Consider the following 17,257-nt stretch of genomic DNA (forward strand, 5'->3'; position numbering starts at 1 on the left):
GAATTACGAAAAGGGGAGAAGATCATGTCTGTACGTTTTATTTTGGGACGACCGGGAACGGGGAAAACTTCGGACTGTCTTTCAGAAATTCGGACACGTCTGCGTGAGAATCCGGACGGAGCGCCGCTTATTTATCTGGTGCCCGAACATATGACGTTCAGCATGGAATACACTCTAGCATCTACACAAGGATTGGATGGTATGACACGGCTTAATGTGTACAGCATGCCCCGGCTCGCCTTGAGAGTGCTGCAGCAAACGGGCGGGGCGACTAGGTTTCATTTGAATGAGACTGGCATTTCTATGCTGCTCCGTAAGATCGTCGAACAGAACAAAAATGATTTGCGACTGTTCCGTAAGGCTTCGCAACAGAACGGTTTTTATGATCTGCTGAGTGATACACTGATCGAATTTAAGCGTTTCTGTCTGGAGCCGGAGCAAATCGCAACTCAATCAATAGATATGGGAACAGGGAGCGCCGATCAACTGCTATTAAAGGACAAGCTTCACGATTTGTCATTGATCTACCAATCTTTCAACAAGGCGCTGGAAGGCAAGTATATTGATAGTGAAGATTACTTGAAATTGATGATTGAACACGTTGATGAAACAGAATTTCTGAAGCAATCGGAAGTGTGGATAGATGGGTTTCAAACCATGACCCCTCAAGAGCTTCTTGTCACGGAAAAATTAATGGCGACCTGCAAGAGGGTAACCATCGCACTGGGGACAGATCAAGCTTACGAACGTGCTCCTGATGAATTTTCCTCGTTCAGGCATCCGGCGCTTCTTTTTATTCAACTGAGGGAACGCGCAGAAATGGATCAACAATTTATTGAACCTATTATTCTAAAAAAAGCAGTTCTAAGACCGGAAACAGAAGCTTTAAAAAATCTTAATCTGCATTTTGGACAGTATCCGACTCAGTCGAGTGAAAAGACGGAAGGTGTTATTCTAACAGAAGCAGCAAATCGTCGTGAAGAAGTAGAACAGGCTGCTCGCAACATCCTTACCCGTGCTCGCACACATGGTGACCGTTTTCGTGAAATGACCGTGCTGGTTCGTAACCTGGCTGATTATCGCGACTTAATTGAGACGATTTTTAAAGATTATGAGATTCCTGTTTTTATCGATCAGAAAAGTCCGATGAAGCATCATCCGCTCATCGAATTTATCCGTTCTGCCCTTGAAGCAATTCAACAGAACTGGCGCTACGAACCGATTTTTCGCTGTATAAAAACTGATTTTCTGATTCCTCTTGATTATGATTTGAGTGATGCACGTGAAGGTATGGATCAATTAGAAAACTATGTGATCGCACGTGGCTATTATGGACGAAAATGGACGGATGAAGCACCGTGGCGTTATCGAATCTATCGAGGACTTGAGGAAGAGACGAGACAACCGACAGAAGCTGAGATCGAAATAGAAAAGACGATAAATCAGTACCGTCAACTCGTTGCCCGTTCTCTTGCTTCATTAGAGCAGCATGTGCAATCCGCGTCAACGGTCGCTCAGCGTTGCGCGGCACTCTATAATTTCCTGGTTGAGATGGCCATTCCGGAAAAGCTGGAAAAAATGGTGATGAAGGCTGAAGAACAGCATAAGCTTTCTGAATCAAAAGCACATGGGCAGGCATGGAAAGCGGTTATCGATATGCTCGATCAATGTGTGGAAACTGCTGGTGACGAGCAAATGTCCTTGGATCTATTTGTGAAAATAATGGATACCGGTTTGGACACACTTGAATTCGCTATGGTTCCTCCCGCATTGGACCAAGTCTTGGTCGGCAGTCTTGATCGGATGCGCGCATCGGAATTGAAGGATGTATTTCTGCTTGGCGTGAACGAAGGTGTGTTGCCGGCAAAACCATCGGAGCAAGGCTTATTTTCGGGTGAAGATCGCGAGTTGCTTCAAGACAATGGAATAACGGTTGCTGATGGCGAGCGCGAACAGATGGCCGGTGAGAATGAGTTTATCTATCGTGCGCTGACACTTGCGAAAAATCGGCTCTACATCTCTTATCCGCTGGCCTCTGAGGATGGTGAATCTTTGCGGCCTTCACCGCTAATTGCGCGATTGCGACGCTTCTTCCCTAGCATGCCATTGAAACTGGCGCCTTCAGAACCGAGAACGCTGGAGGATGCGGAGCAACTGGCTTTTATCAATACACCACGTAAGACAGTCAGCACCTTAGCTGCTCAAATTCGCGAATGGAAAAACGGTTATCCAATCGCCGAACTGTGGTGGGATACGTACAACTGGTTCACTGTTCACCATGAATGGGGAAGCGCGGCACATATGGCACTTTCCGGGCTGTTTGCGCGTAATGACGAACACTTGAGTCAAGAAGCGGCTCGCGAATTGTATGGACAGACAATCCAAACGAGTGTTTCTCGGATGGAAAAGTTCAATGCCTGTCCATTTTCACAATTCGCTTCATATGGTTTAAATCTGAGAGAACGAGAAGTTTTCCAATTAGCTGCCCCTGATATCGGCCAATTGTTTCATATGGCAATCAAGCAAATGACCGTCCGAATTATGCAAAGGCATCGGAGTTGGGGTGATTTATCACTGGAAGAATGCGATCAATTGGCTTCCGATACAGTTTCCGAACTCGCTCCGAATCTTCAGCGCCAAATATTGACCAGTTCAAACCGTTACCGCTACCTTCAACACAAACTGGAGCAAGTGGTTGCTCGAGTTGCGCATGTTCTTCGCCGCCATGCACTGGCAAGCGGTTTTTCGCCGGTCAGTCTGGAATTGCCTTTCGGTCCTGGTCGCCCGCTGCCACCGCTCAGTTTTCCGCTCAATCATGGCGCTCAGATGGAAGTGGTCGGTCGAATTGATCGAGTCGATCAGGCGCGGGACGGTCAAGGTCGCTTGCTATTACGGATTATTGACTATAAATCTAGTACCAGAACCCTTGATCTCTCTGAAATTTATTACGGCCTTGCTCTCCAGATGCTAACTTACTTAGATGTGATTGTTACCTATTCAAAGCAATGGCTGGGAACGCAGGCTGAGCCTGCCGGTGTGCTCTATTTTCATGTGCATAATCCGGTTATGAACCTGACTGAGAAGCTTCCAGCGGATCAATTGGAGCGGGAGCTCTATAAGCATTTTAAAATGAAAGGCCTGCTGATAGAGGATAAAGAAGCGCTTATGCTTACCGATGAAGGCGCGGTTGGAAAACTTTCGGAAATTGCGCCTTTTGGCATCAAGCAAAACGGTGATTTCTATAAAAGCTCATCTCTTGCCGGAGAGAAAGAATTTAAGACACTTAGAAACTATACACGGCAAGTGATGACAGAGGTAGGATGCAAGATCATCGATGGAGATGTGTCTATTACACCTTATAGAATGAATGGTCAAGTACCGTGTACCTACTGCCCATTCCGACCGGTTTGCCGGTTTGATCAGTCACAGCCTGGAAATCAGTACCGCTTGCTGAAAAAAATGCCGGATGATGTTGTACTGCAGAAATTGGTGGAGTCGGAGGAAACGCGTGATGAGCATTAAACCGAAAGAATCACAATGGACCGATGCGCAATGGCGCGCCATTACTGAACAAGGACATGACTTGCTCGTGGCCGCTGCTGCAGGATCCGGGAAAACAGCTGTACTCGTTGAACGTATTATTCAAAAAATGACTGATCCGGAACAACGTATAAATATTGATGATCTGCTGATTGTCACGTTCACGAAAGCCGCGGCTTCTGAAATGAGAGAACGTATTGGCAAAGCATTGGACAAGCGACTGGCTGAGGAGCCTGAAAATTTATTTCTGAGACGGCAGCAGGGACTGCTTGGTAAGGCTTCAATTATGACACTGCATGCCTTTTGTATGTCGGTTGTGAAGCAATATTATTATTTTCTGGATTTGGATCCTGGTTTTCGATTGCTTGACGAAACAGAGGCGGCACTGCTGCGCGAAGAGGTATTAAATGAGCTTTTGGAAGACTATTACGCATCTGACAATTCTGAGTTTTATCACTTAGTCGACCGCTATTCAAGTGACCGAAGCGACGATGCGCTCAATCAGCTTCTTTTGCGTATCTATGAATTTTCAATGAGCCATCCGTGGCCGGAAATCTGGCTCGATCAGATGGCTGAAGCTTATCATGTAAATGGTAAGCAATCTATTGATCATTTTGAATGGGTCGAAGATTTGAAGAAAGCACTCTTCCAAGTGATTTCCGGTTCTCTGAACGCGCTGGAAGAAGCCATTCGTCTTTGCAGCGAACCAGATGGACCTGCCGTTTATGCCGACACATTGAATGATGATCTTCAAGAACTCCGAAGATTGCAGTCATTTTCCGGCTCAGACTGGGAAGTCATTCGTTCTGCGTTCTTGTCCATCTCATTTGGCAAACTGAAACCGATCAAAGCAAAGGATGCAGATGCGACGCTAAAGGATCAGGTTAAAAAAACGCGCGATAAAATAAAAGCAAAAATTACTGATTTACAACAGCAATGGTTTTCACGCTCATCTGAAGAATGTCTCCAGGATCTCAATGAGATGGCACCATCAGTTGATCTGATCATTGAACTGGTTAAAGCATTTACAAAACAGTTTAAAAAGGAGAAGAGGCGTAAAGCCGTACTTGATTTTTCGGACTTAGAACATGAATGCCTTGCTGTCTTAAGGGGAGAAGGCTCTACCTCGGAAGATGAGAAGCCTTCTGTCGTGGCTCAGCAGTTCCAAGCACGTTTTAATGAAGTGATGATTGACGAGTACCAAGATACCAACCGCGTTCAAGAATCGATTATTCAGTTGATTACAAAAGACAGCAACTGCGGCGGCAATCTATTCATGGTGGGGGATGTCAAGCAAAGTATATATGGTTTCCGACTGGCAGAACCCGGATTGTTCATTGAAAAATATAAACGGTTCTCTTCGCCTGAAACAGATGGGCAAGTTATTGATCTTTCGAGTAACTTCCGAAGCAGGCAAGAAGTCATCGATGGAGCGAATTTCCTGTTCCGTCAGACCATGGATGAAGCAGTCGGCGGCGTGATTTACGATGCAGCTGCGGAACTGCGATGCGGAGCGAACTACCCTCAAGAGGATCGGCCGGTCGATTTGGAAATCATTGATCGGGCATCTTCGGATGAAGATTCGGCTGAGGATACGGATGACATGGATACTTCGGAATTAGAAGCGACAGCGATCGGTGATCGGATTCAAGCGATGATCGGTGATGGTGCATCACCTGCATTTCAGGTGTTTGATCGCTCCCTTGGGCAAATGAGACCGGTTCGATTCCGCGATATAGCGATTCTGCTTCGTTCCGTAAGCACTTCTGCAGCGGTGATGAAGGATATTCTTGATCGTCGCGGTATTCCCGCGTATGCAGAGTTGTCCAAAGGTTATTTTGACACAGTCGAGGTCTCTGTCATGCTTTCTGTTCTGCAAGTGATTGATAATCCGGATCAAGATATACCGCTTGCCGCATTGTTAAGATCACCAATTATCGGATTGAATGCAGATGAGCTATCTGACATTCGGATGGCGAATCGCGGCACAGGATTTTATCAGGCGTTAAAAGTCTATGTAGGCGAGAATGATGATGAATTAGCAAAACGGTTAACAGTTCTCCTTAATAAAATTGACGAGTGGCGTAACTTTTCTAAAAATCATCCGGTTTCCGAACTCATCTGGCAAGTTTATCGCGACACCGGTTATTACGATTATGCAGGTGGATTAACTGGCGGAACGCAGCGGCAGGCCAATCTTAAAGCATTTTATGATCGGGCGCGGCAGTATGAAAAGACAACATTTCGCGGATTGTTCCGTTTTCTTCGCTTTATCGACCGAATGAGAGAAAACGGGGGTGATCTTGGCGAGGCGCGGGCACTTAGCGAACAGGAAGATGTCGTTCGGATTATGACGATCCATAAAAGTAAAGGGCTTGAATTCCCTGTTGTATTTGTCGCCGGAATGAATAAACGATTTAACTTGAGGGATACGGCAGAAGCGGCTTTGTTACACAAGGATCTGGGCTTTGGTACGAAATGGATTAATCCCGATCTGCGTATGAGTGTGCCAACCTTACCGTATTTAGCGATAAAAGAGCGGATGAAAGCTGATGCGATTGCTGAGGAATTGCGTATTCTGTACGTTGCAGTGACTCGGGCAAAAGAAAAATTAATTTTGCTCGGAACGGTAAAAGATGCCGAAAAACAGGCGGACAAGTATCGGATGTCGCTACATGTTCGTGACTGGCTTCTTCCAGAAGATGTACGTGCGGCTGCGTCCACCTTTTTCGACTGGGTGGTGCCGTCGGTTGCGCGACATCATTCCTCAGAATCACTTCATCAATTGATTGGTAATGATCCTGATATAACAGCGATTTCAGCAGATGATTCTTCTTGGACTATTCAGGTGATTGCTGCAACCGGCTTGTCACAGGGACAAGGAGAACAGCAAAAGATCAATAGAGATCGTCTGGTACGCCTTGAGAAGGGAAAGTCGGTCGTCTCTCATTCCGGTCTGCAGGATGAAGTGGCTGCAAGGCTTGAATGGACATATCCTGAGCAAGCAGCGACGGCTTCAATGGCAAAGCAGACAGTAACTGAAATCAAAGCGCAGCAAGATTATTTCAGTGCAGGCACTGATGACCGGCTTATGGTTGACCAGGATCGTTTTTCTTCTATTAGCCGCGACCGTCCGCAGTTTCTCCAGAAATCCGCATTATCTGCCGCGGAAAGCGGAACAGCGCTGCACCTGCTCATGCAGCATTTGGACTTAAAGCGTGTCGCGAGCTTAGAACAAATTAAGGCACAAGGCCAGATGCTTGTCCAAAAAGAACTGATCACGGATGTGCAGGAACGGAGCTTTGATTATGGCGCGGTAGAGGCATTCTTCCAGACAACGATTGGCAAAAAGATGCTATCTGCAGTGAAGATTACCCGTGAATGCCCATTCAGTCTGGCACTAGGTACAAATGAGGTTTATTCATTATGGAAAAGGTCAAAGCACCAAGAATCAGTGTTGGTACAAGGTGTTATTGACTGCATTATTGAAGATGAGGACGGGCTGATCCTGCTGGATTATAAAACCGATCATCTCTCTAGTCGCTTTGCAACAAAAGATGCAGCTGTTGAAGAATTAAAACGGCGCTACCAGATGCAGCTTGGCATGTACCGCCGCGCAATCGAGCGGATTTGGAAACGAAAAGTTGCCAAGGTCGGTTTATATGCTTTTGATGGTGGATATTTTGTCGATCTGACAAATGGGGAGGAACACTAATGAGACTATTGCAAACGGCTGACTGGCATCTTGGACGCACATTGGAAGGCCGCTCGCGAGAGGAGGAGCAGGAACGTGTGATGGACGAAATCTGTACCATCGCCGATGAAGAAGAAGTGGATGCAGTTCTGATGGCCGGTGATGTATTCGATACCGTTAATCCTCCAGCTGTGAGCGAAGCTCTGTTTTACGATACCGCCCAGCGACTTTCGCTTGGCGGTAAACGGCCTGTGCTAATTATTGCAGGTAATCATGATAGCCCGGAGCGGTTGGAGGCATCAAAACCGCTTGCCGGGCGCCAGGGTATCACAATTGTCGGCAAGCCAATTCTTCAACCATTAACAGTTCCTATTGCCCATACAGGTGAAAAACTTGTACTTGCATGTGTACCTTATCCTTCCGAATCCAGACTCAATGAATGTCTCAGTTTAATGAACGACGAGATAGCAATAAAGAAAGCGTATAATGATCGTCTTTCCGATCTCTTTCTAGAGCATGCGCAATCGTTTAGAAAAGAGACGGTGAACATACTGATGACGCATCTTTTTGCTGCAGGAGGCAAAGAGTCAGATTCCGAACGGCCGATTCAGGTCGGAGGCGCGTACACGGTACATCCTTCCGCTTTTCCCGCGACTGCTCAGTTTGTCGCACTTGGACATCTTCATCGCCCACAGACCTTGTCTGATTCACCAGTCCCTGCACGATATGCGGGTTCACCGCTTGCCTACAGCTTTTCAGAAGCGGGACAACCTAAATCAATTACTGTTCTTGATGCGAAACCGAATGTGCCGATCTCAAAGCGTGAGATTGAATTGACTTCCGGACGCCCGCTCATCCGTTGGCGTGCGGAAAATGGACTGGCAGAAGTTTATCAATGGATCGATGAAAAACGCGATAGCGAGGCGTGGATCGATTTGGAAATTCGTCTTGATGAAGCGATGAGCATGCATGACATCCAGGCACTGCGCAAAGTGAGGCCGCACATTGTCAACATCCGGCCGATCTACAAGGGAAATCAGGCACTTGGGAATCAAACGGCGCGTTCGAACCTGCCGATTGATCAATTGTTCATCCGTTTTTACAAAAATCAGATGGATGGTGCGGAACCGGGAAGTGAGCTGGTTCAACTGTTCATGCAGCTTATTGAGGAAGATGAAGCTGAACGAGAAGTCGCAGTGGGGAGGGCGGCACATGAAACCGATTGAACTTACGATTCGAGGGTTGAATAGTTTTCGCGAGGAACAACACATCGATTTTGAAACCTTATGCGCGGACGGACTGTTCGGCATATTTGGACCGACCGGCAGCGGCAAATCAACAATTCTCGACGGAATCACGCTTGCCCTCTATGGAACAGTGGAACGGGCGGCGAACAACACAACAGGCATAATGAATCAACTTGAAGAACAAATGTCGGTTGGATTTACTTTTGAATTGTCAGGGGACCAGACAGCACGTTATCGCGCCGAACGCAGCTACAAGCGGACAAAAGACGGCGGTTTGCGCCTTGCAAGCTGCCGCCTGCTGAAATTAGGTGAGATGAATGAGGTGCTTGCCGACAAAGAACGCGATCTAACGCGAGGTGTTCAGGACATTCTTGGATTGACCCATGACGATTTTACAAGGGCGGTTGTGCTGCCGCAAGGAAAATTCGCGGAATTTTTGACGTTAAAGGGCAATGAGCGCCGAAAAATGCTCCAGCGCCTTTTTCATCTCGAGAAATATGGTGATGAACTGTCTGCACGGTTGAAAAAATCTTCCGATGCTATGAAACAGCAGCTTCATGTCATTGTTGAAAAGGAAGCCATGCTTGGTGATTCATCTCAAGAAGCGGTTACAAGCGTACAAAACCGCTGTGCTTCAATTGGGCAGGCACTTAAAGAGAAACGAAAAAGTCTTGAACAGACCGAATGTGAAAAACAGGAACAGGAACAGATATGGAGCCTGCAGGAAGAAAAGAAAGCAAAACAAAAAACGCTTCAAAATCTAACAAGCGAAAAAGATAAATTTGATGAATTGAAAAACAAGCTGAGCATGAATGAGGAGGCAGAGAAACTCATGCCTTATCTGGATGCTTTAAACGAAGCGGAAAAAGAGCATGCACAGGCGGTTGATACATACAAGGAAGCGAACCGAAATTTTGTACGCTCGAAAAACGAGATGGAGGCTGCAAAACAAGCAGGTGATCAAGCGAAAAAGAGGTTGACTGAGGAAGAACCTAAGCTTGCTGCTGAAAAACAGCGGCTTATTCAGGGTGCTTCAATTCTAGAGCAGCTGGTGAGCGAGAAAGCTGCTTTCCGGATGATCCATAAGCAAAGTGCTGAACTTGGACAGAAGCTGAAAGACGTGCAATCTTCAGCTGACGAGGAGCAAAAACATCTGGTTGAGATGAAAAAGGAAGTGGAGAAGAAGGAGCACGAGCTTTCTACACTTGAGGTCTCAAGCGAACGGCGCGCCCTTGTTCAGAAGGCTATGCAGGAAAAAAAAGAAATTGATACACTGGATCATTATTTAGTAGAAAAAAGAGGGGAGTGGACTCAGTTGCGTGACGCACTTCAAAAATGTGTCACGAAAATAGAGCAACTAGACCATAATCGGGCATTAGCCGACAAAAAAGATGCTTCTCTTTTTGATAAAAATCAATCGATTTACAATCGTGCCGTTGATACGAATCGATTTATTCAATCTGTACAGTCGTTCGTTGAGATGCAGCTTCAGAAAGTTGATAAAGAACGGGAAGCAGCTTATCAGCACAATTTATCACTTCGGTTGGCAGAAAAATTGGCTGAGGGGCAGCCATGCCCAGTCTGCGGTGCACTTCATCATCCAGATCCTGCTAAGAGCAGTCATGTCATTTCTGACGCGGAAATCAACAATAAAAGAATGACCTGCCAAAAGGCTGCTGAATTTTTGACGAATCAACAACAGGAAATCAGAATCTGTTTGGCACAATTGGAACAACAAGCACGGTCATTCCCCAGAGCTGCTCAGGTATCTGTCACACATGCACAATTGAGTCAAAATGCTGATCTCACAGCCAATTTTGCTGAATGGGAAAAAAGCGGCTTGAAATCAGTGCTTAATCAAATTGCGCTTCTTGTCAGAGAAGAAAAACAGGATCAGCTGAGTGTCAGCGATATGCTGAATCAGCGCATGGAAGAAGCGAGACATGCCGAATCAGAGCGGTCGTCACTTAATGCCCAAGCGGCTGTATACAAGGAAAAAAAGCTGGCACTTGAAGAACAAGCAACAGCGCGTAAGCATGAACGCAATGACCGAGTGAACCACTGGCTTCCCGAATATCCGGCGTTTGATCAAGTACAAGAAGAAGAACGAAAAATTTATAAATCCGATCAACAAGCGGATCAACTTCGAAGAGACATTCAAAAGAATAGAAAACAGCTGAGCATCATTGAACAGCATTTGGAGTATGATCAACAAACGTTACGTTCGCTTGAGTCCAGATGGAGCGAGTTGAATGGTCGGCAAGATGCTTCTCAAAAAACAGCCACTCAGCTTCACAAGCAGTTGCAGACCCTTAATCTTGATGAAGAGATGCCGATTAAGCAAATGATTCAAAGTACGGAGCGGGATTTGGTTCAGTTAAAGAGAGACTATGAATCTGGTGAATATGCATTGCAATCGGCACTTGAAAACTATCACATGAATGATAAGCAGTACGCAAATGCTCAATCACGATTGGAACGAGCAGACAAAGCACATAAATCGGCATTCGATAACTGGACGGATCACATCGCCATATCTAGGTTTGATCGGCGTGAAGCTGTGTTGAATGCCCACTTGAGCGATGATTTGTGTACGACACTCTCAGAACAATTGGCAGACTATCAAGAGCAGACGATGAAACTTTCTTCTGAACTCCTGACTCTGTCTGAGAAACTTGAAGGTAAGACAGTGACCGAAAATCAACTGGACGAAACGCGGAAAAAATGGGCGGAATTAAGAGGAAATGTACAGACTCTGATTGAACGCTATGGGGCAGCTGCTAAGGAAAAAGAGACAATAGAAAAGAATCACAAGCTGTTTCTTGAACTAGAATCAGAACGTAAGAAAACACAAAAGGCTTCCGATCAATTTGACAAACTACAGCGTGTATTCCGCGGCAACGCCTTTGTAGAATTTGTTGCCGAAGAACAGCTTCAGCAAGTCTGCGCCGCCGCTTCGAAACGTCTCGGCGATCTGACGCACGGGCGTTATGTTCTGGAAGTGGATGAGCAAGGGGGATTTATTATCCGTGATGACGGAAACGGCGGGATTCGTCGCCCGGTTTCTTCACTGTCTGGCGGAGAGACCTTTCTCACGTCACTGGCACTCGCCTTGTCCTTATCCGAACAAATTCAACTTCGTGGCAATGTTCCACTTCAATTCTTTTTTCTTGATGAAGGCTTTGGCTCACTTGATCCAGATCTACTAGATACCGTTGTTACAGCTCTTGAAAAGCTGCATATGCATCGGCTTTCCATTGGTGTCATCAGTCATGTTCCGGAGATGAGAGAGCGTTTGCCGAGGCGGCTGATTGTTTCGCCTGCTGTACCCTCTGGAAGAGGTAGCCGTGTGCAAATGGAAATGCTTTGAGATTCATAGATAGAATCGATAAACGTACATTCAATGTGTTAATGAATGTACGTTTTTTCACACAAATAAGAATGAATAAAGCTTTAGCGGAATTTAGTGTAAGTGCAACTAAGCCTCTGACTTCGTCAAAGTCTTGCCAGTAGGCAAGTTTTCTAATGTATTAGAACTGAATAATTGCAAAACGTATTCGATAAGAATCAGCTCTGTTTATAGTAGAAAATGGCGAGCTGTGTTCGATCACGCAGTTCCAATTTTTCAAGAATAGAGCTGATATAGTTACGTATTGTCCCCTCACTGAGGAAGAGTTCCTTCGCAATTTCACGATTTGAAGAGCCGCTTGCTACTTGTTTAATAATGGCGATTTCGCGATCAGTCAAGTCAAATTGGCTGAAATTCGGCTGGTCTTTCTGTTTTATAAGTGAAGGGATTTTGCTAATGATCGCATCACCAAATACCCGTTGACCGCTAAAGACAGCCTTAAGCGCCGGAACAATGCTTTCAAAATTCTGCTTCAGAATATAGCCTTTTGCTCCAATGCGGAGCGCCTCAATGATATATTCATCGTCTGAAAAAGTAGTTAAAAATAAAATTTTTGCATTGTTATGATCATGAAGTAGAATTTTCGCAGCCTCAATTCCGGTCATGCCGTCCATCCGAATATCGATTAAAAGAATATCAGGTCGAAGTTCTCGATAAAGCTCCACTGCTTGCGTACCGGAATGGCCGATTCCGGTTACTCGAATGGCTCCGTCTGCTTCAAGAATAGTTTTCAATGAAGAAGATACGAGCTGATCATCGTCAACAATGACTACATTCATCATTTATTTTCCTCCTTCGGAATCGAAATAAAGAGTTTAAATCCGTTTGTTGCTTCTATATTCAGAAGACCTCCGAATGCTTCTACACGGTCACTGATATTTTTTAAACCGATCCCTTGATCAGACACGTTGCGTTGCCAATATCCATTGTCTTTAATAATTAATTGATAGAATGCTGGGTGTTCACGAATCGTAATTGAAGCATGGGTTGCATTGGAATGGCGGACAATGTTTGACAAAGCTTCTTTAACAATTGAGATCAGCGCGTACGTTAATTTTCTACCCGGCTTATGTTGTATGGAATAATCAAACACGAGTGGGCAAAAAGTGAACCTACGCACGAGTTCCTTCAGTTGATTATGCAAATCAATGGAATCATCATGAAGGTCATGGACACTTGCGCGAATGCTACTCATCGCTTCTGAGAGGGTATCTTTTAAGGAAGAGAGCGAGTCCCGCATTTGGTTATCTTCTCGACCAATCGTGAGTATCGCACCGGTTTGCAAGAGTGCGCGCGAAAGCAGGTGACCGACATTGTCATGAATTTCGCGAGCGATCCGGTTGCGTTCTCCAAGTGTCGCCATGGTTATTTCGTTATCTTGTTTATCTAGCAAATCCTGATTCTGCTGCTTGAGCTTTAGTGCCATCTCTTTTGTTGTGTCCCGCAGTTCAAAATACCGTTTTTGAAGCTGTTCCAGAGCAATCGTTCTGAATTTGAGTATTCCAGAGAGCAGAAACAGAACGCAGAGTGCAACCTGAACAGCTATACTCGCTTGTGGCAAGAACAACGATAATGGGATCATCGCAAGCAGGCATAGCCATTGTTTTTTCGAAAAGAGAAGCTCATAACTGATAAGCGGCAGGAAGATGCATGACCACGGCAACAGCAAAGCGCTTAATAGAAAAAGCGTTGCCATAACAATGCGTGTCCGCCACTGTTCTGTGTAGCTTAGTAAACTCGTAAAGATTACGGCAAGAAGAATTGGAGCTACTTGATAGGTGTAATTTCTGCCGGTCAGATATACGGCAAGGCAACTGACAAGCAGGATCAGTTTATCAATAATGAGATTCATAGCCACCATCCGTCTCTCGATTCAGCACGTTGATGCTTTCATTTAACCATTTTTTTCGTTCAGCCACAATCTCGGGCCTCATGTCATGACAATTGTCATTTTAAATGATGATTGATGACACTTACGGAAGCAGCCGTGTTCAATTACACTGAGTACAGTAATGAAAGGAGATGATCATAATGATCATTCATGTGAAGAATCTAGTCAAAAGGTATGGCGATTTAGTTGCACTTGATCATTTATCTCTGGATATAAAAGAGGGCGAAATTTTCGGCTTGCTTGGACCGAATGGTTCGGGGAAAAGCACGGCAATCAACTGTATATTATCACTTTTAAATTATGATAAAGGTGACGTGGAGATTTTTGGGAAAAAGATGACACCGGATGCCTATGATTTGAAACGCGATATCGGTATTGTGATGCAGAATGTTGCTGTATTTGACGAGTTGACGGTATATGAGAATATTGATTACTTTTGTGGGCTCTATGTCCGTGATCGGGCAGAGCGAAAACGACTCGTTGAAGAGGCAGTTGCTTTTGTTGAATTAGATCAGTTTAGAAAGTTCTATCCAAAAAAGTTAAGCGGGGGATTACTGCGTCGATTAAATATTGCTTGCGGAATTGCACACAAGCCGAAACTGATTATTCTTGATGAACCGACGGTTGCGGTAGATCCACAAAGCCGGAACAAAATCCTTGAAGGTATCGAACGTCTGAATGCTCAAGGTGCGACAATCGTTTACACGTCGCATTACATGGAAGAAGTAGAACAAATATGTTCGCGAATCGTGATCATGGATAAAGGCCGGATCATTGCTTCAGGGACGCAAGAAGAACTTAAGGCAATGATTACACTAGGTGAAAAGATTACGGTTGAAGCTTTTTCAATTGAAGAGGAGCAATTGCATCAATTGCGTGAGCTTACTGGGATTGTATCGGTTGATCATATGGATAACCGCTTAGTAATTAAATCGGACAAAGGAAACAATAACCTTGAGACCGTCCTTGAATTTCTAAAATCTCATCAAATCGGCTTCGGCCGCATTTATTCTGAAATGCCGACGCTGAACGATGTTTTTCTTGAAATCACTGGGAAGCAGCTTCGCGATTGAAAGGAGATGAATGGCATGTTTGCGCATATTTTTCTGTATCGCTTCAAATGTCTGATTCGTGATCGACAATTGGTTTTCTGGACACTCGTCTTTCCAATTTTGCTCGGCACATTTTTTTATATGGCATTTTTCAATTTAAACAATGACGAGACGTTTCATCCCATTGATGCCGCAGTCGTCAATAATCATGCCTACCAGCATGATGCTCAATTTAAGTTTGTGATTGAGCACATCTCCAAGGGGAAAAAACGCTTATTTAATTTAAAGGTCGCATCGACGCAAAAAGAAGCGGACAGCTGGCTGAAAACAAATAAAGTCAAAGGATATTTTACAAATGGAGAGACACTCAGACTGACCGTACAGGAATCGGGGCTTGAGCAAAGCATCATGAAGCGTTTTGCCGACCAGTACCGTACAGACAGTTCGGCCATCAAAAGTATTGCAAAAGAAAATCCAAAGGCTCTGCAAAATGGTTTACTTTCAGACCTTGGTAAACAACAAAGCTATGTAAAAGAAATTTCGGGAGGAAGTGCAAAGCCGAACAATGTGCTCAACTATTTTTATTCTCTGATCGCAATGGCTTGTCTGTACGGCAGCTTTTGGGGAATGAAGGAAGTCACGGATATTCAAGCAGATGTTTCAGCACGTGCCGCGCGCGTGAATATCGCGCCTGTTCATAAGTTGAAAGCATTTATAGCCGGAAGCATGGCTGCATTACTTATTCTTTTCTCGGAAATTCTTGTTCTGCTTGCCTACTTGCATTTTGGATTGTCCATTGATTTTGGACCACGGACCGGCTATGTCGTGTTGACTGCACTATTAGGAAGCATGCTTGGCGTGTCTTTTGGCGCTTTTATCAGTGCACTTGTGAAAAAAGGAGAAGGGCTGAAAGTAGCAATTTTGCTTGTGATTTCAATGGTTGGATCATTCTTATCAGGGATGATGTTTCTCAATATGAAATATATAATTGCTCAATATGTGCCGCTTCTTTCCTGGGTGAATCCGGTCAATCTGCTCACCGATGCCTTTTACGCATTGTATTATTACGACTCGTTGCATCGGTATACTCTGAACATGACCATGATGGTGTTTTTCATCTTATTGTTCTGCGGGGGCACTTATCTGATCGTCAGGAGGCGAAAATATGCCAGTCTTTAAACTCAGCTTGAAAATATTCCGTAAAAATTGGGTAGCGGTCTCCATATATATCTTCATCTTCCTTGGAATTGCAATTGCGATATCTGCAAACAGCGTCCCTGAAAAAAGCATCGGTTTTTCACAGGAAAAGGCTAAAGTGGCGCTTATTAGTGAGGAAAAGACGCCGTTAACTGATGGTTTTCAGAAGGAATTATCCAAAAGTGCTGTTTTAATCAAACTTCCCGATCAAACAGAAAAATTGCAGGATGCACTCTTTTTCAGAAAAGTGACCTATATTTTAAGAATACCCAAAGGATTTACTCAGAGTGTACTGAGCGGCGGTTCGATGCAAATGAAAAAAACCGTTGTTCCTAATTCAGTTGATAATGCTTATGTTGATCTTAGTGTAGATCAATATTGGAACTTAGCCCGAATTTATGCAAAACATGAGCCAGGAATTAGCCAGCAGCAACTTGTGAATCAGCTAAAAACAAATCTGTCCGGCAGCACGCCGGTAACCATTAAAGCGCATGAACAGGCAAAAACGGCAAATAGCTTTTCAATGTACTATTTCAATTTTTTAGCGTATACGTTGTCCGCGGCATTGATCATGGGCGTATCCACGTTGATGGTGGTGATGAACAAAAGAGATATAAAAAGGCGGAATTTTTGCTCTCCATTACGTGCTTCGAGCATTAATGGACAGTTGATTTTAGCTAACCTTTTGTTTGCTTTGTCAGCATGGGCTATTCTGATATTGTTTTGTTTTATTCTTGATTCGAAGAGTTTTGGAACACAGAATATGGTTTATTTTTTGATCAATTCTCTTCTCTTTACCGGCAGCATGACAAGTCTCAGCTATCTGATTGGTAATCTAATGAAAAATCTTAATGCGATGTCTGCGGTATGCAATGTGCTCACGCTTGGGCCATGTTTCATTAGCGGCGTGTTTGTGCCTCAAGAATTTCTCAATGATACGGTTCTGAAAATTGCTAGTTTTACACCGACCTATTGGTATGTTCAAGCGAATACACGAATCGCAAAACTGACACAATTCGGATGGCCGGAACTTTCGCCGATTATTCAAAGCATGGCGCTCTTACTCGCTTTCGGTGCTGCATTCATTACTGTGTCACTCGTTGTCGGAAAAAGAAAAAATCTTATGAATGAGTAAAATCACGAAACAGATTAAATATATTTGCACAAAGGCTGTCTCCGGGATCGTAACCGGCAGACAGTCTTTTTCTATAAATTGTGCGATTTTTA

9 protein-coding genes are annotated in these 17,257 nt (G+C 44.6%); 7 read left to right on the forward strand and 2 right to left on the reverse strand.

The window, feature by feature from the left end:
* Nucleotides 1–24 precede the first annotated feature (24 nt).
* From addB to P343_RS23520, 4 genes are read left to right on the forward strand one after another with little or no spacing between them, the layout of a single operon-like run.
* Nucleotides 25–3,522, forward strand: a complete 3,498-nt coding sequence (addB, locus tag P343_RS23505; RefSeq protein WP_023509189.1) for a helicase-exonuclease AddAB subunit AddB — start codon at nucleotides 25–27, stop codon at nucleotides 3,520–3,522.
* Entirely contained in the window at nucleotides 3,512–7,255 is a 3,744-nt protein-coding gene (addA, locus tag P343_RS23510; RefSeq protein ID WP_023509190.1) for a helicase-exonuclease AddAB subunit AddA, read from the forward strand. The genes addB and addA overlap by 11 nt, the downstream gene beginning before the upstream one ends.
* Nucleotides 7,255–8,460, forward strand: coding sequence for an exonuclease SbcCD subunit D (locus P343_RS23515; RefSeq protein ID WP_023509191.1), 1,206 nt, complete (start codon nucleotides 7,255–7,257; stop codon nucleotides 8,458–8,460). The genes addA and P343_RS23515 overlap by 1 nt, the downstream gene beginning before the upstream one ends.
* A complete protein-coding gene (locus tag P343_RS23520; RefSeq protein WP_023509192.1) occupies nucleotides 8,447–11,851 on the forward strand; it encodes an AAA family ATPase in 3,405 nt (1,134 codons plus the stop codon). The genes P343_RS23515 and P343_RS23520 overlap by 14 nt, the downstream gene beginning before the upstream one ends.
* A gap of 197 nt (nucleotides 11,852–12,048) precedes the next feature.
* On the opposite strand, the gene P343_RS23525 is transcribed toward P343_RS23520, so the two are convergent.
* Both P343_RS23525 and P343_RS23530 read right to left on the reverse strand, forming a co-directional pair.
* Nucleotides 12,049–12,672 (reverse strand): response regulator, encoded by a 624-nt coding sequence (locus P343_RS23525; protein ID WP_023509193.1) that lies wholly within the window; start codon nucleotides 12,670–12,672, stop codon nucleotides 12,049–12,051.
* Entirely contained in the window at nucleotides 12,669–13,742 is a 1,074-nt protein-coding gene (locus P343_RS23530) for a sensor histidine kinase (protein WP_023509194.1), read from the reverse strand. The genes P343_RS23525 and P343_RS23530 overlap by 4 nt, the downstream gene beginning before the upstream one ends.
* Before the next feature lie 179 nt (nucleotides 13,743–13,921).
* Between P343_RS23530 and P343_RS23535 the strand changes: the two genes are divergently transcribed.
* The 3 genes from P343_RS23535 to P343_RS23545 are packed head-to-tail and all read left to right on the forward strand — an operon-like array spanning nucleotide 13,922 to nucleotide 17,165.
* Nucleotides 13,922–14,854 (forward strand): ABC transporter ATP-binding protein, encoded by a 933-nt coding sequence (locus P343_RS23535; RefSeq protein ID WP_023509195.1) that lies wholly within the window; start codon nucleotides 13,922–13,924, stop codon nucleotides 14,852–14,854.
* 15 nt (nucleotides 14,855–14,869) lie between these two features.
* Entirely contained in the window at nucleotides 14,870–16,012 is a 1,143-nt protein-coding gene (locus tag P343_RS23540) for an ABC transporter permease (RefSeq protein ID WP_023509196.1), read from the forward strand.
* A complete protein-coding gene (locus P343_RS23545) occupies nucleotides 15,999–17,165 on the forward strand; it encodes an ABC transporter permease (RefSeq protein ID WP_023509197.1) in 1,167 nt (388 codons plus the stop codon). The genes P343_RS23540 and P343_RS23545 overlap by 14 nt, the downstream gene beginning before the upstream one ends.
* Nucleotides 17,166–17,257 lie beyond the last annotated feature (92 nt).

The sequence above is a fragment of the Sporolactobacillus laevolacticus DSM 442 genome (assembly GCF_000497245.1).
GTDB classification, from domain to species: domain Bacteria; phylum Bacillota; class Bacilli; order Bacillales; family Sporolactobacillaceae; genus Sporolactobacillus; species Sporolactobacillus laevolacticus.

What these genes read in the sequence shown, in the direction of transcription:
- addB (WP_023509189.1), top strand. Translation starts at nt 25, where the DNA reads ATGTCTGTACGTTTTATTTTGGGACGACCGGGAACGGGGAAAACTTCG.
- addA (WP_023509190.1), top strand. Translation starts at nt 3,512, where the DNA reads ATGAGCATTAAACCGAAAGAATCACAATGGACCGATGCGCAATGGCGC.
- P343_RS23515 (WP_023509191.1), top strand. Translation starts at nt 7,255, where the DNA reads ATGAGACTATTGCAAACGGCTGACTGGCATCTTGGACGCACATTGGAA.
- P343_RS23520 (WP_023509192.1), top strand. Translation starts at nt 8,447, where the DNA reads ATGAAACCGATTGAACTTACGATTCGAGGGTTGAATAGTTTTCGCGAG.
- P343_RS23525 (WP_023509193.1), bottom strand. Translation starts at nt 12,672, where the DNA reads ATGATGAATGTAGTCATTGTTGACGATGATCAGCTCGTATCTTCTTCA.
- P343_RS23530 (WP_023509194.1), bottom strand. Translation starts at nt 13,742, where the DNA reads ATGAATCTCATTATTGATAAACTGATCCTGCTTGTCAGTTGCCTTGCC.
- P343_RS23535 (WP_023509195.1), top strand. Translation starts at nt 13,922, where the DNA reads ATGATCATTCATGTGAAGAATCTAGTCAAAAGGTATGGCGATTTAGTT.
- P343_RS23540 (WP_023509196.1), top strand. Translation starts at nt 14,870, where the DNA reads ATGTTTGCGCATATTTTTCTGTATCGCTTCAAATGTCTGATTCGTGAT.
- P343_RS23545 (WP_023509197.1), top strand. Translation starts at nt 15,999, where the DNA reads ATGCCAGTCTTTAAACTCAGCTTGAAAATATTCCGTAAAAATTGGGTA.